This is a genomic window from Massilia pinisoli, from assembly GCF_024753285.1.
GTDB lineage: Bacteria > Pseudomonadota > Gammaproteobacteria > Burkholderiales > Burkholderiaceae_D > Telluria > Telluria pinisoli.
In genome coordinates this window covers 61,188-87,712 of sequence record NZ_JANUGW010000010.1, presented here as the reverse complement: position 1 = coordinate 87,712, position 26,525 = coordinate 61,188, and the positions used below count along the sequence as shown (strand labels likewise).

Here is a 26,525-nt window from a genome sequence, read left to right as displayed (position 1 = left end):
ATGGGGTCAGGCGGCGAGCAAGAGGGCCAGCTGCAGCGGGCTGTTCTCGGTGGGGTGCTGCCTGAAGCCGCTCTTGGCGTAGCGGTGCCAGCGTCCCGTCACGTACGACACGAGCATCGCGGCGCGCGCGGCCACGTCTTCTTCGCGGCCGTGGCCCTGCGTGGCGGCCACGCGCAACGCCTGCTTGAACGCCAGCTCGACCTTGTCGTAGAACTGGTTCATGCGCAGCTGCAGGCGCTCGTCCTCGCCGACGAGGGCATCGCCGATCAGCACGCGCGTCATGCCGGGGTTGTTGGCGGCGAACGACAGCAGGATCTGCAGCATCGCATGCGCCTGCGCGACGCCGTTGTCCTCGCGTTCCGCGACCTGGTTGAACAGGGTGAACACGGTGGCCTCGATGAATTCGATCAGCCCTTCGAACATCTGCGCCTTGCTGGCGAAATGGCGATACAGCGCGGCCTCCGACACCGACAGCTTGGCGGCCAGCGCCGCCGTCGTGATCTTCTCGCCCTTCGGATGTTCGAGCATGGCCGCCAGGGCCTGGAGGATCTGCTGCTTGCGTTGGCCCGGCTTCGTGCTTGCCATGTTGTTAGAACGTCTCCGTGGTGGGGTCAGGCGCCAGCCGGTGCAGGTGCGCGGGCAGCCGAAGAACCGATTTTACTTTGACATCGACGTATGCGGGGCGTTTGACGATTTTTGGCAACGGGGCTTTGCCGATCGGATCGCTGTAGCGCAGGTATTGCGTGACCCACGCCGTGCGTACGCCCAGCTGCTTGGCGCGCTTCAGGTTCACGAGCGTGTCCTCGACGAGGATGCAGCGCCGTGCCGACAACCCATGCCGGCGCAGCAGGCGGCGCAGCATCAGCGTCGACGGCTTCGGCCGCAGCTGGCCGTGCACGCGCATGTCCTCGATCGATACGTGGTGCGCGAACTGGCGCTGCAGCCCGATATGGCGCACGACGCCCGTCGAATACGCGGTCGGCGCGTTCGTCAGCAGGATCTTGCGACCGGGGAGGCGGCGCAGCAGCCGTTCCAGGCCCCGTTCGTAGCGCACCAGCTCGTGCAGGGCGCCGATGTCGTGCGTCTCGCGCAGGAAGTCGGCCGCGTCGACGCGGTGGTGGCGGATCATGCCGAGCAGGGTGGCACCATAGCGCTTCCAGTAGCCGACGCGGGCCGCGTCGACGGCTTCCCGGCTCGCGGGCGTGACGCCGTCGCCCAGCACGCGCGCGATGTACGCGTTCATGTTGGCGCTGATCGCCGGGAAGATCGCGTGCGAGGCGTCGTGCAGGGTGTTGTCGAGGTCGAACAGCCAGACGGGAGAAGGATTGGGCACTGGGAGCGGAAGAGGGCAACGAAGTCCCATGATTATATCGGGACCGCAGAAAGAAAAAGGGTCCGACGAGTCGGACCCTTTTTCATGAAATCTGGCGGAGCGGACGGGGCTCGCCCACGTGCCGCGGGCCGCGGTTTCGCTTGCAAGCGAAACCCTTCGAGCCCAAAACCGTGCCTCCCGCAGGGGAGGCACTTTTTATGGGAGATGAATTCTGGCGGAGCGGACGGGGCTCGAACCCGCGACCCCCGGCGTGACAGGCCGGTATTCTAACCAACTGAACTACCGCTCCAGCTTTCCTTGCTGCCCGCGTTCGAGGCGCTTGTCATCGCGCGGCGGGCTTCTCGTTCCGGCTGCAGCGGGCAAACGCGCAGCGTGGACAAGCGTCTTGTCTATCCGTTACGTCAGGCATCGGGGATACCACAACAGGCGGGAATGGGGACAAATCCTGGTGCCCTTGACGTGGATTGAACACGTGGCCTCTCCCTTACCAAGGGAGTGCTCTACCACTGAGCTACAAGGGCAAACAACGATTGTGGCGCCATGGAGACGCCACGAATCTTCAATGCGAGCGGATCATAGTGCCAAAAGCCTGTTCGGTCAAGACTTCCAGCAACAACGAGTGCTCGATGCGGCCATCGATGATGTGCACGGTGTTCACGCCCGACTTGGCGGCGTCCAGTGCCGACGAGATCTTCGGCAGCATGCCGCCGGAGATCGTGCCGTCCGCGAACATCTCGTCGATCTCGCGTGCCGACAGGTCCGTCACGAGGTTGCCGTTCTTGTCCTGCACGCCCGCGATATTGGTCATCATGATCAGCTTTTCGGCCTTCAGGATTTCCGCGATCTTGCCGGCGACGACGTCGGCATTGATGTTGTACGCCTGGCCGTCCTGGCCGAAGCCGATCGGCGAGATGATCGGGATGAACGCGTCGTCCTGCAGCGCCTTCACGACGGCCGGATTGATCGCTTCGATTTCGCCCACGAAGCCGATGTCGAGGAATTCGCCCGGCTTGTCGCGGTCCGGCATCGCCATCTTGCGTGCGCGGATCAGGCCGCCGTCCTTGCCGGTGAGGCCCACGGCCTGGCCGCCGTAGTGGTTGATCAGCATGACGATGTCCTGCTGGACTTCGCCACCCAGCACCCACTCCACCACTTCCATGGTTTCTTCGTCGGTGATGCGCATGCCCTGCACGAACGTGCCTTGCTTGCCGATCTTCTTGAGGGCGTTGTCGATCTGCGGACCGCCGCCGTGCACCACGACCGGGTTCATGCCGACCAGCTTCAGCAGGATGACGTCGCGCGCGAAGCCGTGCTTCAGGCGCTCTTCGGTCATCGCATTGCCACCGTATTTGATGACGATGGTCTTGCCGTGGAAATTGCGGATGTAGGGAAGTGCTTCGGCCAGGATCTGCGCCTTGATCTGCGGCGAGACCGCAGTCAGGTCGTTATTCTGGTCGTCGCCCGTCAGCGTCGTCAGCGTAGCGTTCATTGGGGGTCCGGAAAAGAATTTGCGAGATTTTACAGGCAATAGCCCGCTGCAGTGGGCATTATAAAAGCTCCATGTTGTATTTTCTGGCGCTCGCCGTTAAGGTGGATTACATATGGATACACGACAGTCATCTTTTGGGGCCGGAGCCGCCGCATGAGCACGTGTGCACGTTGCGGCGCCACGTTCAGTTGCACGATGGTCGATGGCAACGACGGTGCACCGTGCTGGTGCACGCGGCTGCCGTCCGTCGTCGCGCTGCCGCTGGCCGGCGAGGCGGCGCGGTGCTGGTGCCCAGCCTGCCTGGAACAGCATATCGCGCAACGGGCGGCCGAGGCGCCGCCCACGCCGGACGCGTGAACGCTCAACGCGCGGTGCGGAAAAACCGCATCATTTCGCGGCTCGCGTTCGGACCCTTGCCGTCCGTATAGGTGCCGCGCGTATCGCCGCCGGACCATGCGTGACCGGAACCGTGGATCACCCAGTGTTCCGCATGGATGCTGCCGTCGGGACGCTTGTGCACCGTGCGCGTGTAGGCGTGACCGTCCTGCACCGTGCCCGGTTCGACGACGACGTCTTCCGACGGATGACGCCGGCGCCGCTTGATCAGTTCGTCGCCGTTGGCCGGGTGCACGGTCGTGTCGCGGTCGCCGTGGAACACGATGATCGGCAGCGACTTGCCCGGTTTGTGGTGGCTGCGGAACTCGCCTTTCATCGCGGCCATCGCGGACGGCAGGTCGTTCGCGGCCGCGAACGGCAGGCCCGAGTGGACACCGACGGCCGTGTACAGGTCCGGGTACAGCGTGCCGAGGATCGCGGCCATCGCGCCGCCGGCGGACAGGCCCGCGACGAACACATGTCCCGGATCGATCACGTAGCGCGCCATGATGTCCTGCGTGAGTCCGGCGAGGATGGCCGGTTCGCCCTGGCCGCGCTGCTGGTCGGTCGCGCTGAACCAGTTCCAGCAGCGGGTCGCGTTGGCCTGCTGCGACTGGGCCGGATAAGCGACGAGGCAGCCGTGTTCCTCCGCCAGCGCGTTCATGCCGGTGCCGAGCGCGAAGTCGTCGGGGTTTTGCGTGCAGCCGTGCAGCATCACGAGCAGCGGCGCGGGCTGGCCCGCATACGTGCTCGGGATATACAGTTTGTAGTCGCGGGTGCCCGCGTCGTTCGTGTAGCTGGCGTCGATGAAATGGCCGGGCAGGCCGATCGCGGCCGCACCCGTCGACAGCGGCGGCACGTTGAACGGGTTGGCGCTCTGGCCCAGCCGGGACAGGTCGGCCAGCATGTCGGAAAAGGCGTCGTAGGTCGGGTTGTTGGAGGCGGGCGGCGTGGCAGTGTCCATGCTGTTGACGGCAGCGGTCTGGACGGCGGTAGCGTTTTTTACGGATTCCCGGATGACGGTCCGGGCAACGGCGGGGCCGCGGCGCATCAGGGATCGGGTCGCGGCGCGCATTTGCGCCAGGAACTTGTGATTCAGGGTCATCGGCACTCCTTGTGGGGTGTGTCGGCAATGCGCCGGCGCGTGGCTGAGGCATCGAGCGAGGGTTCAGTCTTGATGGCGAAGCTTGCGCCAACCTTACAGATGGGGTAAGCGCAACGTGCGCAACGGACGAGTCCCAGTCTACCTGCGTGGCCTCGTCGGTCAAGCGCGATTCGTCCGGATGCGTTAATCTGCGCGCCATGTGTCCAACATTCCAACCCGGTTTGCGCTTCGAGTGGCGCTACACGATACCCGAGCGCGTCTGCGTCGACGCGCACGAACGTTGCGTGATCGATACGAAACATTACAGCGACAAGGCGGCCGCATGAACGGGCCGCGTGTTCTTCCCGAACAGCAGACGCCCGTGCCGTCGCCGTGCATCAACGTGTGCAAGATGTCGCCGGTGACGGGATTGTGCGAAGGTTGCCTGCGCACCATCGACGAGATCGTGGCCTGGAGCCGCGCCGACGACGACACCAAGCGCGCCGTGTGGGCGGACATCCGCCGTCGCGAAGAACAGATCCCGTTCGACTGATGCCGACGTTGCCGCCATCGGTCCGGGTGCTCGAGCGCGGCTGGCTGTCGTCCAACAACGTCCTGCTCATCGGCGAGGACGCTACGGCGCTCGTCGACACGGGCTACGCCACGCACGCCGCGCAGACGGTGGAGCTCGTGCGCCACGCGCTGGCGGGGCGGGCGCTCGACCGCATCGTGAACACCCATCTGCACTCCGATCACTGCGGCGGCAACGCGGCGCTGCGCGCGGCCTACGGTTGCCGCATCGCGATTCCCGCAGCGGATTGCGCGACGGTGGCCGCATGGGATGAAGATGCGCTGAGCTTTCGCGCCACCGCCCAGCAATGCCCGCGTTTCGCGTTCGATGAGGGCGTGACACCCGGCCAGCGGCTGCGCCTGGGCGACCTCGACTGGCAGGCGCTCGCGGCACCGGGCCACGACCCGCACGCGCTGCTGCTGTGGTGCGAAGGGGAGGGCATCCTGATTTCCGGCGATGCCCTGTGGCACAACGGTTTCGGCGTCGTGTTCCCGGAGCTTAGCGGCGAGCCCGGCTTCGACGACGTGCGCGCCACCCTGGACCTGATCGCGACCTTGGACGCCCGCGTCGTCATTCCCGGGCATGGTGCCCCGTTCGCCGACGTGACGGAGGCGTTGCAGCGCGCCTACGGCCGCCTGGATATGCTCGCAGCCGATCCCATCCGCAATGCGCAGAACGCTGTTAAAGTCCTCATGAAATTCCTGCTGCTGGAACGGCGCCGCATCCCGCTGTCCGACGTCGACCTGCTGTGCGCGACGGTGCCGCTGCTCGTGCGCGTGCGCGAGCGGTTCTTGAACAGCACGAGCGCCGAGCTGGCGGCGTGGCTCGTGCGCGGGCTCGTCGGCGTGGGCGCCGCCCGGCTCGACGGGGACGTGCTGGTGGACGCCTGAAAAATTTAGAGCCGGGAATCTAGTACGGTCGTGCTTTTTTCCCGCATAATCAATGGGTCCGATCAACTTATCGTGAGAAACCCATGGCGCTGCCTACCGTCCTGCAAAACCTGTCCCTTCCCGTCATTGCGTCGCCGATGTTCATCGCCAGCGGCCCCGCGCTGGTCGCCGCGCAGTGCAAGGCGGGTATCGTCGGGTCGTTCCCGGCGCTGAACGCGCGTCCGGCCGAGCTGCTCGACACGTGGCTGACGGACCTGCAGCGCGAACTGGGCGATTATCAGGAACTGCATCCGGACCGCAAGGTGGGCCCGATCGCCGTCAACCAGATCGTGCACCAGTCGAACGACCGCCTCGAGCACGACGTGGCCGTGTGCGTGAAGCACCAGGTGCCGATCATCATCTCGTCGCTGCGCGCGCCGCCGCAGGAAATGCTGGATGCCGTACACTCCTACGGCGGCATCGTCCTGCACGACGTCGTGTCGATCCGTCACGCGGAAAAAGCGCTGGAGGCGGGCGTGGACGGCCTGATCCTCGTCGCGGCGGGTGCCGGCGGCCATGCGGGTGCGTTGTCGCCGTTCGCTCTGGTGGGGGAAGTGCGCAAATTCTTCGACGGCCCGCTCGCGCTGTCCGGCTCGATCGCGACGGGCGACGCCATCCTCGCCGCGCAGGCGATGGGCGCCGACTTAGCGTACATCGGCTCGCGCTGGCTCGCCACGCGCGAATCGAACGTCACGGACGCGTACCGCAATGCGATCGTGGAATCGTCGGCGGCCGACGTCATCTACACGAACCTGTTCACGGGCGTGCACGGCAACTACCTGAAGAAATCGATCGTGGCGGCCGGCCTCGATCCGGACAACCTGCCCGTGTCGGACAAGAGCAAGATGAGTTTCGGTTCCGGCAGCGCCAAGGCCTGGCGCGACATCTGGGGCGCCGGCCAGGGCGTCGGCCTGATGGACGACGTGCCCACCGTGGCCGAGATGGTGGCGCGCCTGACGGAGCAGTATCAGGCCGCGCGCGCGCGCCTGGGCCTGAAGGGCTGACCCGGCGCGCCGGCGATCGGAAGATCAGAAGGTCTGCGCTTCCATCACCTTGTCCGCATCGCGGATGACCCACAGGCCCGGCAGGTTGCGCCAGTAACCATGCGCATCCATGCCGAAGCCGACGACGAACTGGTTCGGCACCGACAGGCCGACGATGTCCGCCTGCACGGGTTTCACTTTCTCGAGTTCCTTGTCGGCAAACACGGCGAGGATCACCTCGGCCGCGCCCATGTCGAGCAGGCGCTGCTTCACGTGGGCCAGCGTCTCACCTTCGTCGAGGATGTCGTCGACGATGATGATCGTGCGGCCCGTGACGTCCTGGCGCGGGATCACCTTCCACACGACTTCGCCGCCGCGATCCAGGTCACCGTAGCGGGTGACGTGGATGTAGTCGAATTCGAGCGGGAACGTCAGCTGCGGCAGCAGGTTGCCGGTGAAGACGACGGCGCCGCCCATGACGCCGAGCACCAGCGGGAAATCGCTCGTCGCGTCATTGTCGAAACGCTGGTTCAGCACATCGGCGACGTGGCGTACGGCCGCCTGGACCTGGTCGGCGCTGACGATTTCCTCGGCGTTGGCCAGCAGTGCGCGCGCGCGGTTGTAGTGAAAGTCTTGCATGATAGTTCAGAGTCGGTTGGGGGATCGCGCAGGATCCCGGGTGTGCGATTATCCGCCAGATTGCGCCCGCGCGCGATTTGCGGCGGACCGGGCCGGCGACAGGCTTCGGAGGGCGTATCATACCGATTTGATAAACCGAACACCGATTTCGAGCCATGCCAGCACCCGACACCACCCACGTGCGCACCGAACGCCTCGCCGCGCTGCGCAGCGCGATGGCGCGCCATAAAGTCGACGCCTTCATCGTGCCGTCCGCCGATCCGCACCTGTCCGAATACCTGCCCGGCCGTTGGAAGGGCCGCGAATGGCTGTCCGGCTTCACGGGTTCTGTCGGCACGTTCATCGCCACGCGCGACTTCGCCGGTGTCTGGACCGATGGCCGCTATTACACGCAGGCCGAGCAGGAACTGGCCGGCACGGAGATCAAGCTGATGAAGATCCCGTCCGGCGCGAGCCTGCTGCACATCGACTGGCTGGCCGACAACCTCGACGAAGGCCAGACCGTCGCCGTCGATGCGCGCGTGCTGGGCCTGGCCGTCGCTCGGCTGCTGGGCGATGCGCTGGCCGCGCGCGGGGTGAAACTGCGCACGGACCTCGACCTGCTGGACGAGATCTGGCACGACCGTCCAGGCCTGCCGCCCGAAACCGTGGTCGAGCACGCGGCGCCGTTCGCGGTGCTGGAGCGGGCCGACAAGCTGCACGCGCTGCGCAATGCGATGGCGCGCGTGAGCGGCGAGCGCCACTTCATCTCCACGCTCGACGACATCGCGTATTTGTTCAACCTGCGCGGCGCCGACGTCAGCTTCAATCCCGTCTTCCTCGCGCACGCGCTCGTGGAATCGACGGGCGCCACCTTGTTCGTCGCCGACGGCAAGATCGATGGGCGTCTGCGCGCGCGGCTGGACCACGATGGCGTGCGCGTGGCGCCGTACGACGCGGCGCAGCAGGCGCTGGCCGCGCTGCCGCCCGACAGCTCGCTGCTGATCGACCCGCGCCGCGTCACGGCCGGCATGCGCGCCGCCGTGCCCGCGCACGTGCGCGTCGTGGAAGCGATCAATCCGACGACGCTCGCGAAATCGCGCAAGCTCGATGCGGAGATGGACCACGTGCGCGCCACGATGGAACAGGACGGCGCCGCGCTCTGTGAATTCTTCGCGTGGCTCGAGCAGACCTTGGCCGATGCGAATCGCAAGCCGCTGAACGAAGTCCACATCGACGAGCAGATCACGGCGGCGCGCGCGCGTCGTCCGCACTTCGTCAGCCCCAGCTTCGGCACGATCGCGGGCTTCAACGCGAACGGCGCGATCATGCACTACCGCGCATCGACCGAACACTGCGCCGTGATCGAGGGCGACGGCCTGCTGCTGATCGACTCGGGCGGCCAGTACCTGGGCGGCACGACGGACATCACGCGCGTCGTCCCCGTCGGCACACCGACCGCCGCGCAGAAGCGCGACTTCACGCTCGTGTTGAAAGGGATGATCGCGCTGTCCGTCGCGCGCTTCCCGCGCGGCACGAAGGGCCCGATGCTCGATGCGCTGGCGCGCGCCCCGATCTGGGCGGCCGGAATCGACTATGGCCACGGCACGGGCCACGGCGTCGGCTACTTCCTCAATGTGCACGAGGGCCCGCAAGTCATTTCGCCGTCCGCGCCGCCGGAGCCGCATACGGCGATGGAACCGGGCATGATCACGTCGAACGAGCCGGGCATCTACCGCCCCGGGCAGTGGGGCATCCGCATCGAGAACCTCGTGCTGACGCGCGTCGTCGAGAACGCGGGTTTCGGCGACTTCCTCGGCTTCGAGACGCTCACGTTGTGCCCCATCGACACGCGCTGCATCGACCTCACGCTGATGCGCGGCGACGAGGTCGCGTGGCTCAACGACTACCACCGCAGCGTGCGCGCGCGCCTGCTGCCGCACGTGAGCGGCGCCGCGCGCGACTGGCTCGAACTGCGTACCAAGGAGATCTGATATGGCGGGAGCACGTTCCACCCGCGCCAGCGCCGCCGTCGACCGGCTGAAGCGGCGCACCGGCGTCACGTCGTATTCGATGGCGCGCACGGGCGACGGCCTGTTCTTCCTGTCCGAGAAGCCGGGCGCGCCGCCGCTGTGTGCGCCGCTCGAGCTGGACGAATTCGTCGCGTTCGTCAACGGCCTCGGTCCGCAAGAGGTCAAGCGCATCAGCAAGCACGACGTCGAATTCGAAAAACAGCTGGTCAGGAAAAAACCTTGACCAGCCCCGTATCGAATGACCTGGGCCTGACGTTCCCCGACCTCGTCGGCGCGTACTGGTCGCATGCGGAACTGGCGACGAACGCCCTGATCCTCCTGAACCTGCTGGGCGCGCTGCTGCTGGGCCTCATGGTCGGCTACGAGCGTTCGTACCACGGGCGTGCGGCCGGCATGCGCACGTATGGCCTCGTGTGCATGGCGTCGTGCGCGCTGACGATCGTCGCCGGCTATCCGAACCACTGGTTCGGCGGGCATGGTTCGTCCGTCGCCCTCGTCGACCCCACGCGCGTGATCCAGGGCGTCGTGACGGGCATCGGCTTCCTCGGCGCCGGCGTCATCATGCGCTCCGGCTTCAACATCAGCGGGCTGACGACGGCCGCGTCGATCTGGTCGTCGTCCGTGATCGGCATCCTCGTCGGCATCGGCTTCTACATGGCGGCGATGGGCCTCGCGTTCTTCTCCGCGATGATCATGATCTACCTGAACCGGGCCGTCGGGCTGCTGCCGTCGCGCCATGCGGTGGCCGTCACCTTGCACTTCAAGCCCGGCGTCTATCCGCAGGAAGACACCTTGCGCAAGGCCGCGCTGGAACGGGGTTACGAGATCGCGGGCGGCTCGCTCACGATCTCCAGCGAGAAGGGCTGCCAGGAATGGCATTTCGTCGCGCTGGAACTGGCCGGGCGGCCGGGCGCGCCGCTGTCGCTGCTGGCCAGCGAACTGTCCACGTTCGAGGGCGTGGACGGCTTCCAGCTTTCGCATGCGCGCAACTGACAAGACACACAGAGGAACACGATGACACCGCAGGACGTACTCGATTTCTGGTTCGGCGCGCCAAGCAGCCCGACATTCGGCCAGCCGCGCCGCGAATGGTTCGTCAAGAACGACGACTTCGATCACACCATCCGCGAGCGCTTCGGCGCCACGATCGACCAGGCCCTGGCCGGCGGGCTGCGCGAGTGGGATGCGCAAGGCCCGCAAGGCGTGCTCGCGCGCATCCTCGTGCTCGACCAGTTCACGCGCAATGCCCACCGCAACACGCCGCAGTCGTTCGCGGGCGATACGCTGGCGCTGGCCGCCGCGCGCACGCTCGTCGACAGCGGCGCCGACAAGCAGCTGCCGCCGCAGCAGCGCGCCTTCGCCTACATGCCGTTCGAGCACGCCGAGGACGCGTACATGCAGGAGCGCGCCGTCGAACTGTTCGGCGTACTCGCCGCCGAACACCCGGGCTTCGACGAGATGCTCGACTACGCGCACCGCCACCGCGGCGTGATCGCGCGCTTCGGTCGCTTCCCGCACCGTAACGAGATCCTCGGGCGCGCGTCGACGCCGGACGAAGTGGAATTCCTGCGCCAGCCCGGCTCGCGCTTCTGATGTCCACGTTGAACATCGTCGGCGCCGGCCACGTGGGGCGGACGCTGGGCCGCCTGTTCGCGGTGCGCGGCGTGTTCGCCGTGCAGGACGTGCAAACGAGGAGTCTCGCGAGCGCGCGCGCGGCCGTCGCATTCATCGGTGCCGGCGCGCCCGTCGATGCCGACATGCGCCCGGCCGACGTGTGGATGCTGGCCGTGGCGGACGATGCGATCGCGGGCGTCGCCGCAGCGCTGGCGCAAGCGACGCCGATGGCGGGGGCCGTCGTGTTCCACTGCAGCGGTGCGAAGGCGTCCGGTGAGCTGGATGCGCTGCGGCGCGCGGGGGCGGTCGTCGCGAGCGTGCACCCGGTGCGCAGCTTCGCCGATCCGGCCGCCGTCGCGGCGGCGTTCGACGGCACGTTCTGCGGCGTCGAAGGCGATGCCGACGCACTGGACGTCCTGCTGCCCGCGTTCGAGGCGATCGGCGCGCGGCCCGTGCGGATCGACCCGGCCGCCAAGACCGCGTATCACGCTGCCGCCGTGTTCGCGTCGAACTATCTCGTGACCGTCATGGACGCCGCGCTGCGCGCGTACGAGGCCGCTGGCATCCCGGCCGACGTGGCGCGCGAACTGGCGCGGCCGCTCGCGACCGAAACGCTGGCGAACGTGTTGCGGCTGGGGCCGGCCGCGGCGCTGTCCGGGCCGATCGCGCGCGGCGACGCGGCGACCGTGGCGCGCCAGCATGCGGCCGTCACCGCGTGGGATGCGCCAACGGGTGCGTTGTACGACGCGCTCGCCGCGGCGACGTGGGACCTGGCCCGGCGCAAGCGCGCGGGGCAGGACTGATCTTGTGGAGAAGACAATGGTATTGACCGCATGGACGACGCTGGCGGTGCTCGGCGTGTATTTCTGGACAGGCGTCATGGCCGGCTGGGCGAGAAACAAGTACAAGGTGCCGGCGCCGTCGATGGACGGCCCGGTGACGTTCCAGAGTTTCCAGCGCGTGCAGGCGAACACGCTGGAACAATTGCCCGTCGTGCTGGCGCCACTGTGGCTTTGCGGCCACTATCTCGGCGACCGCTGGGCGGCGGCGGGCGGCCTGTTGTGGTGCGTCGGACGCATCCTGTATGCGCTGGGCTATTACCGCGACCCCAGCAAGCGTGAGCTGGGATTCATCGTCGGCATGGTGGCGTGCGGCGCGCTCGTCGTGGGCAGCGTCACGGGACTGTTGTCCCGGTGAGCTGTTGCAGTAGAGCAAAATCTCGAAAACCATCCGTCGACAAAGTTCCCATACTGCAATAAGCTGTGTCTGATCTCAATTTATTGAATGACGGCATGCGCCGTCATGCGCGGAGGACGACAGCATGCTGTTTTTGAAAAGTACCAGTGTCACGAAGGCACCCGGCATCTATGAAGTCGACGTGGCTGCCAAGCCGCCCGGCAAGACGTTCGGCGTCTTCATGGCCACCGACCCCGACAATCCGCCCCATGCCGTGCTGACGGCGCTGGCCGAGCTCGGTTTCGAGACCACTTACCAACAGAACTATGTCCACAAGGACAAGGGCAAGGTGCGCGACCTGCATTTCCAGAAGAACGGCACCGACCTGTTCAACGGCTGGAAGAGCGACGAATGCGCCGCCAACCTGGCCGCGATCGACAGCCTGTTCGGCAACGTCGGCATCAAGATCACGCCTCGCGTGATGAGCCTGGCCGAAGCCTACGCCTGATCCAGGTCAGCTTTTCACGTCGACGTGGTACAGCGCCCACGGGCAAGCCGCGAAGCGCTGCGCCAGCGGCAGCGCCGCCATCTCGGGCACCCGGTCGGCGTCGTACACGGCCCATAAGGGGCCGAGGCCGCCCAGCGGCATCGGATTCCCGTCGACGTGCGTCGCGACGATGACGCGCCGCGCGCGCGCCTGCGCGACCGGGAGCTCGACGTTGTAGCCGTCCACCGCGCGCAACACCAGGATCGTCTTGTCGTTCAGAACGGCGCCGACGCGGGCCAGCACGTCCGTCAGCAGCGGGCCGCGCAAGGTGTGCGGCTTGCCGTCGTATTCCAGCGTGGGCCGGATCGTCTGCGCGGGCAGGGCCTGCAGATCGGCGTAGTCGAACCCGTACGCTTTCGCGAACGTGACCTGGTGCTTGTGCATCATCTGGTCCAGCGCCGGGTCCAGCGGGCCGCGGTTGCTGCGCGCGATGGCGCCCGTGACCGTCAGCAAGGTGGGGCCGCGGCCGGACGGCTGGGCCGCCTGGCCCGCGATCGGGAAGGTGCCCGCGACGGCTGCGGCGCCGAGGAACTGTCGTTTGTTCATGAGAAAATGTCTGGTCGATGGAATCCCGCCATCATAGCAATATTGTCGAATGGACTTGTTTTCCTCGGGCACCGAATTGACGCCGATCCCCATCGAGGATGGCGAGCTCTCGCTGCTCCCCCAGCTTCCCATGCCGATCAGCAATGCCGAGATCTTCGCGCGGTTGGCGGATGAGACTCCATGGCGCGCCGACACGGTCGTCGTGTACGGCAAGCGCTACCTGCAACCCCGGCTGACGGCCTGGTATGGCGAGGCCAGCTACACCTATTCCGGCCTGACCCTGCAGCCGTTGCCGCTGACCCCGCTGCTGGAACAATTGCGTGGCGCCGTCGAACAGGCCACGGGACAGCGCTACAACAGCGTTCTGCTGAATTATTACCGCGACGGCGCCGACAGCATGGGTATGCACAGCGACGACGAGCCGGAACTGGGACCGCAGCCCGTCATCGCGTCGCTCAGCTATGGCGCCACGCGCACATTTATCCTGCGGCACAAGCGCAGCAAACGCACCGTCAAACTCGACCTGACGGACGGCAGCCTGCTGCTGATGGCGGGAGCGCTGCAGGCGCACTGGCTCCACGGCATCAACAAGACGGCAAAGCTGGTTGGACCACGGCTCAACCTAACTTTTCGTTTCGTGAACTAAATCTCTCTTATCTATCATCAATTTCATCTAAAAAATTACTGAATTTAAGGTCATTAAGTTACATTCATTTACAAGTCTTACGAGTTCTCCACCGACTTAACGGATTTGCGGTGCTATCTTGACCACATCGCGATTCACCGGAATTGCGACACAGTCAAACAACGCATAAGGGAACTCGTCATATGAAAAAGCTCATCGTTGCACTGATCGCAGGTACCGCCGCCATGGGCGCGGCTCAAGCCCAGACCACCCAGACCCAGCCGCGTGCCTATGTCGGCATCGGCGTCGCCACGGCGGACCACGAGAATTCGTCGGTCGGTGGCCTGACCAATGTCGACAGCGACGGCTATAAAGCGTCCGGCAAGATCTTCGGCGGCTATGAATTCGACCAGAACTGGGGCGTCGAAGCCGGCTATACCGACTTCCGCAACGCGAATGTCAACTACAGCAGCAACGGCGTCAACGGAAGCGGCAAGACGAAGGGTTCCAGCTATTACGTCGCAGGCAAATACAATATGCCGGTGAACGACCAGTTCTCCGTGTACGGCAAGCTGGGCCTGGAGCACAGCGAGCGCAAGCTGGAAAGCGCCGCCTTGAACCTGAAGGACACGGACACCGGTGCCTACGGCGCGGTCGGCCTGCAGTACAACCTGAACCAGCAAGTCGCGCTGACCGCCGAATACGAGCGCTATGGCAAGACCAAGACCGTCGGCGCCAAGGCCGACGTCTGGACCGTGGGTGCGCGCTACAGCTTCTGAGCGCCACGCAGTTCATCTGCAGAAACAGCAAAGGGCCTTCGGGCCCTTTTTTCATATCTCACGATCGCACGACGCGGCCCCCTTGCTCCGGCCGCGGTAGCCACGGCGGCCCCGGGAGCGGGTCCATGGGTGGTGTGAAGCCGGCCGCGACGAAGCGGTGCAGCGACGACCACGGCCATTCCGCCGGATGCTGGCAAAAGCCGTGGCGCATCGGGTTGCCGTGCACGTAATCGATCAGGCGCGCGTAGTCGTCGTCGTCGCCGACCCGGTAGTCGCGGTAGTGGCGCTCCCAGATGGTGTCGCCCGCCGCATCGCCCAAGGTCTTGTGCAGCGCCTTGGAAAACGCGATCTTGACGGCGCGCCAGCGCGACGCGCAATCGTGGTCGCCCGGCGGCAAGGTCCAGATCGCGTGCGCGTGGTTCGGCAGCACGACCCAGGCATCGACGTGGAACGGCTTGCGGATGCGCGCCTGGCGCATCGCTTCGCCGAAAGCCGGAAAGTGGTCCGTGAGGAGGGTGCTGCCTTGGTCGAGCAGGCGCACCGTGAAGAAAAAAGTCCCGCCCGGGACGCGGTTGTCGCGGTATTTAGTCATGAACGTAGTCTGCCAAACGGCGCAGCCATGCCATGTCGATATGGAGCAAACGCGCACGAATGAAGAGTGTCGATCGGCCGATTCTACCGACGATGCCCATCGGACGACGATCCATTTCCGCGAATTAAACGGTGTGGTGGATGTGACAAACGTCGCCGGCTGTCCATAATTTATTTTCAACCAGACTGAACCTTTCCTGAAAGACAGGTATTAACCGGACGATTTCCGCAGTAGCAACCGCTACCGGTCGCCGTTCGGGTTCACTGTGCCGTTCATGTCGCTCACGCCATCGATTGCCTTGTTGTCGTCCCAACTGGTCTGTCGAGGCCAGGTCGTCGCCCCCGACGCCGCCGCGCTGGTGCGCCTGCTGTTGCTGGCGCCCGTGCTGGAGGAGTGGGTGGTGCGCGCGGGACTGCAGGAGTGGCTGATCCGGTGCACCGACGGCCGGGCACGCGCGGCACCGGTGGCACTGTCGGCGGCCGCGTTCGCGCTGCTGCATGCCGGCTCCGGCTGGCGCGCCGTGCTGTCGGTGCTGGCGCCGGGCCTCGTGCTGGCGCTGCTGTACCAGCACCGGCGCGACTGGCGCCTGTGCGCACTGGCGCACTGCGGGATGAATGCACTGGCCCTTGGGGGCTGTGTCCTTTGAACGAATCCGGGAGTCCCTATGATCGGGCTGCATCGACATCTACTTTCCCTGCCGGGCCGTGTGCGCCGCGCCTGGCCCATCCTGGCGCTGCTCGCCTGCGTACCCGCCGCGCACGCGGCCGACGCATTGAACGGCAAGACCCTCTACCTGAACGGGCCGACCGGCGGCGGCACTGCCTGCGCCGCTTGCCACGGCGCCTCGCCCGCCGCGAACGCCAACCACATCCTCAACGGCGCGAACAATCCGGGCGTGATCAGCAGCGCCATCAGCGCCAACACGGGCGGCATGGGTGCGCTGTTCAATGGCCGCTTCACGACGGCGGAACTCGCGGACATCGCCGCGTTCATCGGCAATCCGACCGTCACCGCGGCCCCGGCGGCGTCCGTCAGCCCGGCCTCGCTCAGTTTCGCCGCCACCACGGTCGGCCAGTCGGCAAGCGCACTTTCCACCACCTTGTCCAACACGGGCAACGCGGCGCTGACGGTGGGTACGATCAGCGTCTCCGGCACGGCCGCCAGCGATTACTCGATCAGCGGCGGCACGTGCACCAACGGCACGTCGCTGGCCGCGAGCGCCAGCTGCACCGTGCAGGTCGGCTTCACGCCGTCCGCCTCCGGCACGCGCAGCGCATCGCTCGTCATCGCGCACAACGCCACCGGCGGCTCCAGCACCGTGACGCTCGCCGGCACGGGTAACGCCGTGCCGCAGGCGACCGTCGCGCTGTCCTCGAACGCCATCGACTTCGGCGCCCTCGTCAGCGGCACCGCCTCGCCCGCGCGCAGCGTCACGGTCAGCAATTCGGGCCAGGCGGCGCTGACCTTCAGCAGCATCACGGTCGGCGGCACGAACGCCGGCGTGTTCAGCCTGGGCGGCACGTGCAGCACGGCGACGTCCGTGCCGGCCGGCGGCAGCTGCACCGTGACCGTGACGGCGAATTCGTCCGCCAGCGGCGCGTTCAGCGGCAATCTGGCACTCGCCTCGAATGCGTCGAACGGCGCCGTGTCCGTGGCGTTGTCCGGTACGGTGTCGGCACCCGCGCCGGCCGTCAGCGCGAGCCCGTCGGCCGTGGCCTTCGGTTCGCAGACGATCGGCGCGGCGGCCGCCACGCAAGTGGTCACGCTGTCCAACACGGGCAACGTGGCGCTCGCGCTGAACGGCATAGGCGTCTCCGGCGCGTCCAGCGTCACTATCGCCAGCCAGACCTGCGGCACCACCCTGGCCGTCGGCGCCAACTGCACCGTGACCTTGTCGTTCGCGCCGACGACGGCGGGCGCCGCGGCGGCCACGCTGGCCGTGACGTCGAACGCGACGCCGCTGCAGGTGACGATCACCGGCACCGGCACCACGGCACCGGTCGCGCAACCCGCGCTGTCGGAAGCGGGGCCCGTCGCCTTCGCGGACACGCAGGTGGGCAAGAGCGCCGCCGTCCACACCATCACCTTGTCGAACAGCGGCACGGCCGCCATGAAGGTCTCGTCGCTCGTGCTCGACGGCGCGCAGGCATCCGACTTCGTTTTGGGCGGCACTTGTGCGGCCAATGCGTCGGTCGCCGCAGCGGCCAGCTGCACCATCGACGTGGACTTCAAGCCGACGGCCGCGGGCCAGCGTGCCGCGACCCTGATGCTGATGACGGATGCGGGCAGCCAGTTCACCGTCGCGCTGAACGGCACCGGCGTCGCCGTGCCCGTGCCGATGCTGACGACGAATCCGCAGTCGTTCGACTTCGGCGCCGCGGACGTCAACGGCACCTCGCCCACGCATCGCATCACGTTGACCAACACGGGCGGCAACGCGGCCACGGTGACGGCGGCCACGTTCACGGGGCCGTTCGCGCTGCAATCCGACGCCACCGGCTGCGCGGCCGTGCCGTTCACCCTGCAGCCGGGTGCGAGCTGCGACGTCGTCGTGCGCTTCACCCCGGTCGGTGCGGGCGATGCGACCGGCAGCCTGGCGCTGGCGGCCGACGGCGGCGGTGCCTGGACCGTGGCATTGACCGGCAAGGGCAATGTGCAGACCGCGCAGACGATGCAGAACACGGGCGGCGGTGGCTGCTCCGCCGCCACGAGCGGTAACGATCCGGTGCTGGCCCTGCTCGTCGTGCTGTCGTTCGGCGTGCTCGGATGGCGTCGCTTCGTGCGGAAGGAGGTGACGAAATGAGCGCTCGTACGATGCGCGTGCTGCGCATGGCGCTGGTGCTGGCCGCGGCGCTGGATGCCGCGACCGCTTCCGCGCTCGACAAAGGCGTCTCGGCCCCGTCGTTCGACCTGCCCGGCAAGGACGGCGCCGTGCAGCTGGCGAAGCTGCAGGGTCGGCTCGTCTACGTGGACTTCTGGGCGTCGTGGTGCGGTCCGTGCCGCCAGTCGTTCCCGTGGATGAACGAGATGCAGGCGCGCTACGGCGCGCGCGGACTGCAGGTCGTCGGCGTGAACCTCGACGCGAAGAGCGACGACGCGCGCCGCTTCCTCGCGGAGACGCCGGCGCGCTTCACGATCGCGTTCGATCCGGCCGGCGCCACGCCGCGCGCGTACGGCATCAGAGGCATGCCGAGCAGCGTGTTGATCGGGCCGGACGGCAAGGTGTTGTACGAGCACGCGGGCTTTAAAGAAACCGACCGCGCGCAACTCGAGCAGGTGATCCAGAAGGCGCTGGGAGGCGTGAAATGAAAGTCATCGTTTTGATCGCGCCGGCGCTGCTGGCGCTGGCGGGCTGCGCCACCGTGCAGCCCTGGGAAAAGGGCAAGCTGGCCAGGCCGGAGATGACGTTCGGCGGGGACAAGCTCGAGACGCGCTACGCGGACCACGTCTATACGAGCCGCGAGGCTGCGGCCGGCGGTGCGGGTGTCGGCGGCGGCGGCTGCGGCTGCAACTGAGGAGGCCAGATGACGACATCTCTTCAGGAACGCGACGCGCCGCCGCTGGCGGCATCCCTGCTCGCCGCGGCGCTGCTGCTGCCCGGCGTGCAGGCGCTGGCCGACGAGCCGCCGGCCGGCGGCAGCATCAGCCTGCGCTATCTCGATTACGCCGACCGCCAGAGCGGCCTCGATCGCATCCACGCGCATTCGCCGTCGATCGCGGTGACGGCACCCGTCGCCAGCGACTGGTCGATCGAGGGCACCTTGACGGCGGACGACGTGTCGGGCGCCTCGCCGCGCTACCACACCGCGATCTCCGGCGCGTCGCACATGCATGACGAGCGCAAGGCGGGCGACGTCGCCGCCACGCGCTACTTCCGGCGCGGCACCTTGACGGCCGGCGCCGCGTATTCGACGGAGCACGACTACGTGTCGCGCGCGCTGTCGCTGAACGGCACCGTTTCCAGCGAGGACAACAACACGACGTGGGCGTTCGGGCTCGCGGGCAGCCGCGACAGCATCAATCCCGTCAACCACGTCGTCGCCGATGAGCACAAGCGCACGGTCAGCGTGCTGGCCGGCGTGACGCGGGTGCTGACGCCGAACGACATCGGCCAGCTCACGCTCACGCGCACGAACGGCAGCGGCTACTACAACGATCCGTACAAGTTGTTCGACAACCGGCCCCGTTCGCGCCGCGAGAACACGGTGCTGCTGCGCTGGAACCACTACGTCGACGCCACGGGCGGCACGACGCGGCTCGGCTACCGCTACTTCAGCGACTCGTACCGCATCCGCGCGCACACGCTGTCGGCCGAATACGTGCAGCCGCTGGCCGATGGCTGGAGTCTCGTGCCGGAACTGCGCCTGTACTCGCAGAGCGCCGCGTATTTCTATTACGACCCCGTGTACGACGCCTCGCTTGGCGCGCCGTTCCCGCCCGGCTTTTCGAACGGTGCGGACCCGAACCGCCTGACGTCGCCGGACCAGCGCCTGTCCGGCTTCGGCGCCGTGACGGCGGGGCTGAAGGTCGTGCGCGAGATCGGCAAGCTGTGGACCGTCGACGTCAAGGTCGAGGGTTACGAGCAGCGCGGCAGCTGGCGCCTGTTCCACGACGGCAGTCCGGGACTGGCGCCGCTGCATGCGCGCATGCTCCAGGTCGGACTGACGCGGCGATGGTAGACACGGTCTACCGCTTTCCGTTCGAGGCGATGGCCAGCCGGTGCGACATCCGGCTGGCCGCGCCCGACGAAAGCACGGCGGAGGAACTGGCGTTCGCGGCGATCGCGGAAGTGCGGCGCGTCGAGCGCACATATTCGCGCTACCGCGCCGACAGCGTCGTCAGCCACATCAACGCGGCAGCCGGCCGCTATCACGTGGACTGCGACGACGAGACGACGCAGTTGCTCGACTACGCGGACCATCTGTACCGCGTGAGCGGCGGCCTGTTCGACATCACGTCCGGCGTGCTGCGCCGCGCCTGGGACTTCCGCCAGCCGCGCGTGCCGCACGCGCGCGACCTGGCGCCGTTGCTGGCGCTCGTCGACTGGGCATCCGTGCAGCGCGAGGACGGCGCCGTGTTCCTGCCGCGCGCAGGCATGGAGATCGATTTCGGCGGCTTCGGCAAGGAATACGCGGCCGATCGCGCCTGCGCGCTGCTGCAGGAACGCGGCGTACGGCACGGCTACGTGAACCTCGGCGGCGACATGCGCTTCATCGGGCCGCAACCGGACGGGCGCCTGTGGAGCATCGGCATCCAGGACCCGCGCCGGGTGGACGGCATCGTCGCCAGCATCGCCGTGAGCCACGGCGCGCTGACGACGAGCGGCGACTACGAGCGCTTCATCGACGTCGACGGCAAGCGCTATTGCCACGTGCTGAATCCGCGCACCGGCATGCCCGTCTCGTATTGGCGTTCGGTGAGCGTGCTGGCGCCGCTGGCCGTCCTGGGCGGCAGCGTGTCGACCATCGCCATGCTGAAGGAGGAGGACGGCCTGTCGTTCCTCGACGCCGGCGGACTCGCGTACTTCGCCATCGACAGCACGGGACAAGAGTATCACCACAGTATTTCAGGAGATTACGCATCATGAAGCAGCTCTTTCGATGGATGGCCGGGCTGGTCCTGCTGGCCGGCGCGCTGGGCCGGCCGGCACTGGCGGCCGACGATTTCCTGCCGCCCGAACAGGCGTTCAAGCTGAGTGCCGAACTGCGGCCGGGCGGCACCGTGCACCTCGCGTGGGCCATCGCGCCCGGCTACCACCTGTACCGCGACCGCCTCGTGTTCACGGGGCCGGAGGTCGGCCAGCCCGCGCTGCCGGACGGCGTGCGCAAGTTCGACAGCAATTTCAACAAGGAGATGGAGACCTATGCGGGGCAGCTCGCGGCCGACCTGCCCGTCAAAACGGACGCGAAGACGCCGTTCGTGCTGCGCGTGGGCTACCAGGGCTGCGCGGATGCGGGCCTGTGCTATCCGCCCGCCGAAGTGGCGTTCACGGTGAACCCGGCCGCGCCCGGCGCACTGGCACCGGCCGCGCCGGATGCGGCCCCGGTTTCGGCTCCCGTCTCGGCCGCGCCGGCATCTGCGCCCGCACCCGCGCCTGCGCAGGAAGACGACAGCTCGCTCGCGCAACGCACCTTGAAATCGGGCAGCGCGTGGCGCATCGGCCTCGCATTCCTCGCGTTCGGCCTGTTGTTGTCGTTCACGCCGTGCGTGCTGCCGATGGTGCCGATTCTGTCGTCGATCATCGTCGGCGAGGGTAACGTCTCGCGCGGGAAGGGTTTTACGCTGGCGCTGGCGTACAGCCTGGGCATGGCGCTCGTCTACACGTCGCTGGGCGTGGCGGCGGGCCTCGCGGGAGAAGGCCTCGCCGGCGCGCTGCAGAAGCAGTGGGTGCTGCTCACGTTCGGCGCGCTGCTCGTCGTGCTGGCGCTGTCGATGTTCGACGTCTACCAGCTTCAATTGCCGAGCAGCCTGCAAAGCCGTTTGAGCACGACGAGCGGCCGCATGAGCGGCGGCCGCTTCGCCGGCGTGTTCGTGATGGGCGCGCTGTCCGCGTTGATCGTGGGGCCGTGCGTCGCGGGTCCGCTGGCGGGCGCGCTGCTGTACATCAGCCAGACGCGCAATGTGTGGACGGGCGGCTGGGCGCTGTTCTCGATGGCGGCCGGCATGAGCGTGCCGCTGCTGCTGACGGGCGTGTCGGCCGGCAGCCTGCTGCCGCGCGCGGGCGCGTGGATGAACCACGTCAAACGCGTGTTCGGCCTGCTGCTGCTCGCGGTCGCCATCTGGATGGTGACGCCCGTGTTCCCCGTCACGATCGCGATGCTGCTGTGGGGCGCGTTCGCCGTGCTGTGCGCCGTGTTCCTGCGCGTGTTCGAACCCGTCGCCGCGGGCGCGGGGCTGGGCCGCTACGCCGGCAAGACCCTGGGCCTCGTGCTGCTGACGGCCGGCTTGTTCGAACTGGTGGGCGCCGCCAGCGCGGGCCACGACGTGCTGCAGCCGCTCGCGCATCTGCGCGGCGGGCCCGTCGCGTCGGCCGCCACGGAGGAAAGCAAGCCGCAGCGCTTCGAGCGCATCCGCACCCTGGCTGAGCTGGAACGCGTGCTGGCATCGACGAATACGCCCGTGATGCTGGACTTCTACGCCGACTGGTGCGTGTCGTGCAAGGAGATGGAGCGCTTCACGTTCTCCGAACCGCAGGTCGAAGCGCGGATGAAGCAGGTGCGCCTGCTGCAGGTCGACGTCACCGCGAACGGCGACGACGACCGCGCGCTGATGAAGAAATTCGGCCTGTTCGGGCCGCCCGGCATCATCCTGTTCAAGCAGGGCAAGGAGGTGCCGGAGAGCCGCGTGATCGGCTTCATGGCGCCCGAGCAGTTCGCGCAGCACCTGTCCCGCCACTTTTCCTCGTGACCGATCGATGAACCGACATGCCAACGTCCTGATCCTGGGTTCCGGCCCGGCAGGCTATTCCGCCGCCGTCTACGCTGCGCGCGCCGGCCTGACCCCGCTGCTCGTGACCGGCGTCGCGCAGGGCGGCCAGTTGATGACCACGACCGACGTCGAGAACTGGCCGGCCGATCCGGACGGCGTGCAGGGGCCGGACCTGATGCGCCGCTTCGAGCTGCACGCGAAGCGCTTCGAGACGCGGATGGTCGTCGACCACATCCACACGGCGCACTTGCACGAACGGCCGCTGCGCCTGTCGGGCGACCAGGGTGACTACACGTGCGACGCCCTGATCATCGCCACGGGCGCATCGGCGCGCTACCTGGGCCTGCCGTCGGAACAAGCGTTCATGGGCCGCGGCGTGTCCGCGTGCGCCACGTGCGACGGCTTCTTTTATCGCGACCGCGAAGTCGCCGTGATCGGCGGCGGCAACACGGCCGTGGAAGAAGCGCTGTACCTGTCGAACATCGCGTCGAAAGTGACCCTCGTGCACCGGCGCGACCACCTGCGCGCGGAAGCGATCCTCGTCGAGCGCCTGCTGGCGCGCGTGGAAGAGCGCACGGTGGACATCCTGTGGAACCACGAGCTGGACGAAGTGCTGGGCGACGACGCGGGCGTGCGCGCGCTGCGCCTGCGCGGGCCCGGCGGCACGCGCGTGCTGCCCGTGCACGGCGTATTCGTGGCGATCGGCCACCAGCCGAACACGGGCATCTTCGCGGGACAGCTTGAGATGGAAAACGGCTACATCGTGACGCGCGCGGGGCGCCACGGCTTTGCCACGGCGACGAGCGTGCCGGGCGTGTTCGCCGCCGGCGACGTGCAGGACCACGTCTACCGGCAGGCCATCACGAGCGCCGCCAGCGGGTGCATGGCGGCGCTGGATGCGCAGCGTTATCTGGAAGAATGAAGCTGCTTGGAACCTGTCTCGGTAGGCGGGAATTGGTAGGGTAGGTGGCCCCCGCCCACCAGGCGCATGCGTCGCAGTGGCGCATGGTGGGCACAGGGTGCCCACCCTACTGGGATGGTTCTTAGCTGGTGAGCGGCTTGTAGCGGATCCGCTTCGGCTTGGCGCCTTCCTCGCCGAGGCGCTTCTTCTTGTCGCCTTCGTACTCCTGGTAGTTACCGTTGAAGAAGGTGACTTGCGAGTCGCCCTCGAATGCGAGGATGTGGGTGGCAATGCGGTCGAGGAACCAGCGATCGTGCGAGATGACCATCACGCTGCCCGCGAATTCCAGCAGCGCGTCTTCCAGCGCGCGCAGGGTTTCGACGTCCAGGTCGTTCGACGGTTCGTCCAGCAGCAGCACGTTGCCGCCCTTGAGCAGGGTCTTCGCCAGGTGCAGGCGGCCGCGTTCACCGCCGGACAGGTTGCCGACGAGTTTCTGCTGGTCGGCGCCCTTGAAGTTGAAGCGGCCCAGGTAGGCGCGCGACGGCATCTCGAAGCGGCCGACGGACAGCATGTCGGCACCGCCGGAGACGTCCTCGAACACGGTCTTGTTCGCGGCGAGGCTGTCGCGCGACTGGTCGACGAGCGACACCTTCGCCGTCTTGCCGATGACGACTTCGCCGCTGTCCGGCTGCTCGGTGCCCGCGATCATGCGGAACAGGGTCGACTTACCGGCGCCGTTCGGGCCGATGATGCCGACGATCGCGCCCGGCGGCACGGTGAACGACAGATTGTCGATCAGCAGGCGGTCGCCGAACGCTTTCGAGACGTTCTTGAACTCGATGACTTCATTGCCCAGGCGTTCCGCGACGGGGATGAAGATCTCCTGCGTCTCGTTGCGCTTCTGGTATTCGTATTCGGACAGTTCGTTGAAGCGGGAAAGACGCGCCTTCGATTTGGCCTGGCGGGCCTTCGGATTCTGGCGTGCCCATTCCAGTTCTTTCGCCAGCGCCTTCTGGCGCGCGGATTCCGTCGCCTCTTCCTGCTTCAGGCGCGCTTCCTTCTGCTCCAGCCAGGACGAATAATTGCCCTTCCACGGAATGCCGTGGCCGCGGTCCAGTTCCAGGATCCATTCGGCGGCGTTGTCGAGGAAGTAGCGGTCGTGGGTGATGCCGACGACTGTGCCCGGGAAACGCAGCAGGAATTGTTCGAGCCACTCGACGGATTCGGCGTCCAGGTGGTTGGTGGGTTCGTCGAGGAGCAGCATGTCGGGCTTCGACAGCAGCAGCTTGCACAGCGCCACGCGGCGCTTCTCGCCGCCGGACAGCACGCCGATCTTCGCATCCCACGGCGGCAGGCGCAGCGCGTCGGCGGCCATTTCCAGCTGCAGGTTCAGGTTGCCGCCATCGGACGCGGCGATGATCGATTCCAGGCGCTCCTGCTCCTTGGCCAGCGCGTCGAAATCGGCGTCTTCGTCGGCATAGGCGGCGTACACGGCTTCCAGCTTCGCCTGCGCCTCGAAGGCTTCACCAAGACCGCTTTCCACTTCCTGGCGCACGGTTTTTTCCGGATCGAGCTGCGGTTCCTGCGGCAGGTAGCCGATGTTCAGGCCCGGCATCGGGCGCGCTTCGCCCTGGATGTCGGTGTCGATGCCGGCCATGATCTTCAGCAGGGTCGATTTACCGGAGCCGTTCAGGCCCAGCACGCCGATCTTCGCGCCCGGGAAGAACGACAGCGAAATGTCCTTCAGGATCTGGCGTTTCGGTGGGACGATCTTGCCCACGCGGTTCATGGTGTAGACGTAGTTGGCCATTAGTAATGTGCTTGGATTTTGAAAATAAGGACGACAGGATACTGTAGAACGGCGCCGACCGGCAGCGCCGCGCCACAAAATATCAGGCCTCCCTGGCCACCGGCTGCGGCCGGTTCAGCAAGCCTTCGGCCGCGTACAGCGCCAGCGCGAGCCAGATCAGCACGAAGCCGACGAGGCGGGCTGCCGTGAATGCTTCGTGGAACAGCCACACGCCCAGCAGGAATTGCATCGTCGGCGACAGGTATTGCAGCAGGCCCAGCACCGACATCGGGATCTTGCGCGCGCCCGCCGCGAACAGCACCAGCGGGATCGCCGTGATGGGGCCGGCCGCGACGAGCAGCCCGCGCGTCGTGTTCGACTCGGTGTTGATGAAGGCGTTCTGGCCGTGCACGCTGAGCCACACGACGTACGCGGCCGCGAGCGGGAACAGGACCATCGTCTCGAACGACAAGCCCTCCAAAGCGCCGAGCGCCGCCGTCTTGCGCAGCAGGCCGTAGCCGCCGAACGAGATGGCCAGCGCCAGCGCCACCCACGGCACGGTGCCGGCCTGCCACGTCAGCCACGCGACGCCCAGCGCGGCGACGCCGATCGCCATCCATTGCGCGCGCCGCAAGCGTTCCTTCAGCAGCATCGAGCCGAACATGATGTTGACGAGCGGATTGATGAAATACCCGAGGCTGGATTCGATCACGTGGCCGTTGTTCACGGCCCAGATGTAGATGAGCCAGTTGATGCTGAGCAGCAGCGCGGACGCGACGAAGCTGCCGAACACGCGCGGCCGGCGTACGAGGTTCAGCCAGGCCCACTGGCGGCGCACGGCCAGCACGATCACGAGGAACAGCAGCGACCACAGCACGCGGTGCGCGAGGATCTGCAGCGGCGGCACGTCGCCGATGGCGTGGAAATACAGGGGAAACAAGCCCCAGCACAGGAAGGCGAGGGTGGCGGACAGGATGCCGGTGTTCATGGGAATGTGAAACGGGTGACGGGTCAGACATTATCCCCGAACGGCCGCGACCTCGCTGGCGGCCCCCTGTTTTCGCCACGCGTGCGCTGGGACCCGCTGTGTTCATGCAGACTTTGCGTACCGTA

30 protein-coding genes and 2 tRNA genes are annotated in these 26,525 nt (G+C 67.0%); 21 read left to right on the top strand and 11 right to left on the bottom strand.

Annotation, left to right across the window (positions count from 1 at the left end; all coding sequences use genetic code 11):
* Positions 1 to 6: 6 nt before the first annotated feature.
* The 5 genes from slmA to argB form a co-directional block, all read right to left on the bottom strand.
* Positions 7 to 585 (bottom strand): nucleoid occlusion factor SlmA, encoded by a 579-nt coding sequence (gene slmA / locus NX784_RS15275; protein WP_258817542.1) that lies wholly within the window; start codon positions 583 to 585, stop codon positions 7 to 9.
* A gap of 4 nt (positions 586 to 589) precedes the next feature.
* Positions 590 to 1,333, bottom strand: coding sequence for an HAD-IA family hydrolase (locus NX784_RS15270; RefSeq protein ID WP_258817541.1), 744 nt, complete (start codon positions 1,331 to 1,333; stop codon positions 590 to 592).
* A gap of 212 nt (positions 1,334 to 1,545) precedes the next feature.
* Positions 1,546 to 1,622 (bottom strand) — tRNA-Asp (locus tag NX784_RS15265).
* Positions 1,623 to 1,779: 157 nt separating this feature from the next.
* Positions 1,780 to 1,854: transfer RNA gene (locus NX784_RS15260), tRNA-Thr, on the bottom strand.
* Between the two features lie 38 nt (positions 1,855 to 1,892).
* Positions 1,893 to 2,822 (bottom strand): acetylglutamate kinase, encoded by a 930-nt coding sequence (gene argB / locus NX784_RS15255; protein WP_258817540.1) that lies wholly within the window; start codon positions 2,820 to 2,822, stop codon positions 1,893 to 1,895.
* Between the two features lie 153 nt (positions 2,823 to 2,975).
* Here argB and NX784_RS15250 point away from each other — a divergent pair, with 153 nt between their 5' ends.
* Complete coding sequence (locus NX784_RS15250) at positions 2,976 to 3,179, top strand: cysteine-rich CWC family protein (protein WP_258817539.1); 204 nt, start codon at positions 2,976 to 2,978, stop codon at positions 3,177 to 3,179.
* Positions 3,180 to 3,183: 4 nt separating this feature from the next.
* Here NX784_RS15250 and NX784_RS15245 read toward each other — a convergent pair whose 3' ends face one another.
* Positions 3,184 to 4,302 (bottom strand): extracellular catalytic domain type 1 short-chain-length polyhydroxyalkanoate depolymerase, encoded by a 1,119-nt coding sequence (locus NX784_RS15245; RefSeq protein ID WP_258817538.1) that lies wholly within the window; start codon positions 4,300 to 4,302, stop codon positions 3,184 to 3,186.
* A gap of 322 nt (positions 4,303 to 4,624) precedes the next feature.
* Between NX784_RS15245 and NX784_RS15240 the strand changes: the two genes are divergently transcribed.
* From NX784_RS15240 to NX784_RS15230, 3 genes are all read left to right on the top strand, one after another.
* Complete coding sequence (locus tag NX784_RS15240; protein ID WP_258817537.1) at positions 4,625 to 4,834, top strand: DUF1289 domain-containing protein; 210 nt, start codon at positions 4,625 to 4,627, stop codon at positions 4,832 to 4,834.
* A complete protein-coding gene (locus NX784_RS15235) occupies positions 4,834 to 5,742 on the top strand; it encodes an MBL fold metallo-hydrolase (RefSeq protein ID WP_258817536.1) in 909 nt (302 codons plus the stop codon). Before NX784_RS15240 ends, NX784_RS15235 begins: the two co-directional genes overlap by 1 nt.
* Before the next feature lie 83 nt (positions 5,743 to 5,825).
* Positions 5,826 to 6,785, top strand: a complete 960-nt coding sequence (locus tag NX784_RS15230; RefSeq protein WP_258817535.1) for an NAD(P)H-dependent flavin oxidoreductase — start codon at positions 5,826 to 5,828, stop codon at positions 6,783 to 6,785.
* Positions 6,786 to 6,809: 24 nt separating this feature from the next.
* On the opposite strand, the gene NX784_RS15225 is transcribed toward NX784_RS15230, so the two are convergent.
* Positions 6,810 to 7,403: a hypoxanthine-guanine phosphoribosyltransferase gene (locus NX784_RS15225; protein WP_258817534.1), complete on the bottom strand. Its 594-nt coding sequence runs from the start codon at positions 7,401 to 7,403 to the stop codon at positions 6,810 to 6,812.
* A 155-nt stretch (positions 7,404 to 7,558) separates the two neighbouring features.
* Here NX784_RS15225 and NX784_RS15220 point away from each other — a divergent pair, with 155 nt between their 5' ends.
* The 7 genes from NX784_RS15220 (at position 7,559) to NX784_RS15190 (ending at position 12,713) form a co-directional block, all read left to right on the top strand.
* Entirely contained in the window at positions 7,559 to 9,376 is a 1,818-nt protein-coding gene (locus NX784_RS15220) for an aminopeptidase P family protein (protein ID WP_258817533.1), read from the top strand.
* A gap of 1 nt (position 9,377) precedes the next feature.
* Positions 9,378 to 9,638, top strand: a complete 261-nt coding sequence (locus NX784_RS15215) for a hypothetical protein (RefSeq protein ID WP_258817532.1) — start codon at positions 9,378 to 9,380, stop codon at positions 9,636 to 9,638.
* Complete coding sequence (locus tag NX784_RS15210; RefSeq protein WP_370662943.1) at positions 9,635 to 10,408, top strand: MgtC/SapB family protein; 774 nt, start codon at positions 9,635 to 9,637, stop codon at positions 10,406 to 10,408. Before NX784_RS15215 ends, NX784_RS15210 begins: the two co-directional genes overlap by 4 nt.
* Before the next feature lie 21 nt (positions 10,409 to 10,429).
* Positions 10,430 to 11,008 (top strand): DUF924 family protein, encoded by a 579-nt coding sequence (locus NX784_RS15205; protein ID WP_258817531.1) that lies wholly within the window; start codon positions 10,430 to 10,432, stop codon positions 11,006 to 11,008.
* Positions 11,008 to 11,832 (top strand): Rossmann-like and DUF2520 domain-containing protein, encoded by an 825-nt coding sequence (locus tag NX784_RS15200; RefSeq protein ID WP_258817530.1) that lies wholly within the window; start codon positions 11,008 to 11,010, stop codon positions 11,830 to 11,832. The genes NX784_RS15205 and NX784_RS15200 overlap by 1 nt, the downstream gene beginning before the upstream one ends.
* Positions 11,833 to 11,848: 16 nt before the next feature.
* Positions 11,849 to 12,226 carry an MAPEG family protein gene (locus tag NX784_RS15195; protein ID WP_258817529.1) on the top strand — a complete coding sequence of 126 codons (378 nt, stop codon included), beginning with the start codon at positions 11,849 to 11,851 and terminating at the stop codon, positions 12,224 to 12,226.
* Positions 12,227 to 12,350: 124 nt separating this feature from the next.
* Entirely contained in the window at positions 12,351 to 12,713 is a 363-nt protein-coding gene (locus tag NX784_RS15190) for a hypothetical protein (RefSeq protein ID WP_258817528.1), read from the top strand.
* A 6-nt stretch (positions 12,714 to 12,719) separates the two neighbouring features.
* Here NX784_RS15190 and NX784_RS15185 read toward each other — a convergent pair whose 3' ends face one another.
* Positions 12,720 to 13,298, bottom strand: coding sequence for a putative pterin-binding protein (locus tag NX784_RS15185; RefSeq protein ID WP_258817527.1), 579 nt, complete (start codon positions 13,296 to 13,298; stop codon positions 12,720 to 12,722).
* Between the two features lie 49 nt (positions 13,299 to 13,347).
* Here NX784_RS15185 and NX784_RS15180 point away from each other — a divergent pair, with 49 nt between their 5' ends.
* Positions 13,348 to 13,944, top strand: coding sequence for an alpha-ketoglutarate-dependent dioxygenase AlkB family protein (locus NX784_RS15180; RefSeq protein WP_258817526.1), 597 nt, complete (start codon positions 13,348 to 13,350; stop codon positions 13,942 to 13,944).
* A gap of 182 nt (positions 13,945 to 14,126) precedes the next feature.
* The gene (locus NX784_RS15175; protein WP_258817525.1) at positions 14,127 to 14,702 is read left to right on the top strand and encodes a porin family protein; all 576 of its coding nucleotides are present in this window, start codon (positions 14,127 to 14,129) and stop codon (positions 14,700 to 14,702) included.
* A gap of 58 nt (positions 14,703 to 14,760) precedes the next feature.
* Here NX784_RS15175 and NX784_RS15170 read toward each other — a convergent pair whose 3' ends face one another.
* On the bottom strand, positions 14,761 to 15,294 hold the full coding sequence (locus tag NX784_RS15170) for an REP-associated tyrosine transposase (RefSeq protein WP_258817524.1): 534 nt from the start codon (positions 15,292 to 15,294) through the stop codon (positions 14,761 to 14,763).
* 274 nt (positions 15,295 to 15,568) lie between these two features.
* Between NX784_RS15170 and mrtJ the strand changes: the two genes are divergently transcribed.
* From mrtJ to trxB, 8 genes are read left to right on the top strand one after another with little or no spacing between them, the layout of a single operon-like run.
* Positions 15,569 to 15,940: a JDVT-CTERM system glutamic-type intramembrane protease MrtJ gene (gene mrtJ, locus NX784_RS15165; protein WP_258817523.1), complete on the top strand. Its 372-nt coding sequence runs from the start codon at positions 15,569 to 15,571 to the stop codon at positions 15,938 to 15,940.
* A gap of 18 nt (positions 15,941 to 15,958) precedes the next feature.
* Positions 15,959 to 18,097 carry a choice-of-anchor D domain-containing protein gene (locus NX784_RS15160; RefSeq protein WP_258817522.1) on the top strand — a complete coding sequence of 713 codons (2,139 nt, stop codon included), beginning with the start codon at positions 15,959 to 15,961 and terminating at the stop codon, positions 18,095 to 18,097.
* Positions 18,094 to 18,603, top strand: coding sequence for a TlpA family protein disulfide reductase (locus NX784_RS15155; RefSeq protein WP_258817521.1), 510 nt, complete (start codon positions 18,094 to 18,096; stop codon positions 18,601 to 18,603). The genes NX784_RS15160 and NX784_RS15155 overlap by 4 nt, the downstream gene beginning before the upstream one ends.
* On the top strand, positions 18,600 to 18,809 hold the full coding sequence (locus tag NX784_RS15150; RefSeq protein ID WP_258817520.1) for a DUF4266 domain-containing protein: 210 nt from the start codon (positions 18,600 to 18,602) through the stop codon (positions 18,807 to 18,809). Before NX784_RS15155 ends, NX784_RS15150 begins: the two co-directional genes overlap by 4 nt.
* Before the next feature lie 9 nt (positions 18,810 to 18,818).
* Positions 18,819 to 19,973 (top strand): DUF3570 domain-containing protein, encoded by a 1,155-nt coding sequence (locus tag NX784_RS15145; RefSeq protein WP_258817519.1) that lies wholly within the window; start codon positions 18,819 to 18,821, stop codon positions 19,971 to 19,973.
* Positions 19,967 to 20,881, top strand: a complete 915-nt coding sequence (locus NX784_RS15140; protein WP_258817518.1) for an FAD:protein FMN transferase — start codon at positions 19,967 to 19,969, stop codon at positions 20,879 to 20,881. The genes NX784_RS15145 and NX784_RS15140 overlap by 7 nt, the downstream gene beginning before the upstream one ends.
* Positions 20,878 to 22,701, top strand: a complete 1,824-nt coding sequence (gene dsbD / locus NX784_RS15135; RefSeq protein ID WP_258817517.1) for a protein-disulfide reductase DsbD — start codon at positions 20,878 to 20,880, stop codon at positions 22,699 to 22,701. Before NX784_RS15140 ends, dsbD begins: the two co-directional genes overlap by 4 nt.
* A gap of 7 nt (positions 22,702 to 22,708) precedes the next feature.
* Complete coding sequence (gene trxB / locus NX784_RS15130; RefSeq protein ID WP_258817516.1) at positions 22,709 to 23,644, top strand: thioredoxin-disulfide reductase; 936 nt, start codon at positions 22,709 to 22,711, stop codon at positions 23,642 to 23,644.
* 121 nt (positions 23,645 to 23,765) lie between these two features.
* On the opposite strand, the gene ettA is transcribed toward trxB, so the two are convergent.
* Entirely contained in the window at positions 23,766 to 25,433 is a 1,668-nt protein-coding gene (ettA, locus tag NX784_RS15125; protein WP_258817515.1) for an energy-dependent translational throttle protein EttA, read from the bottom strand.
* Between the two features lie 82 nt (positions 25,434 to 25,515).
* On the bottom strand, positions 25,516 to 26,400 hold the full coding sequence (gene rarD / locus NX784_RS15120) for an EamA family transporter RarD (protein ID WP_258817514.1): 885 nt from the start codon (positions 26,398 to 26,400) through the stop codon (positions 25,516 to 25,518).
* Positions 26,401 to 26,525: the final 125 nt, after the last annotated feature.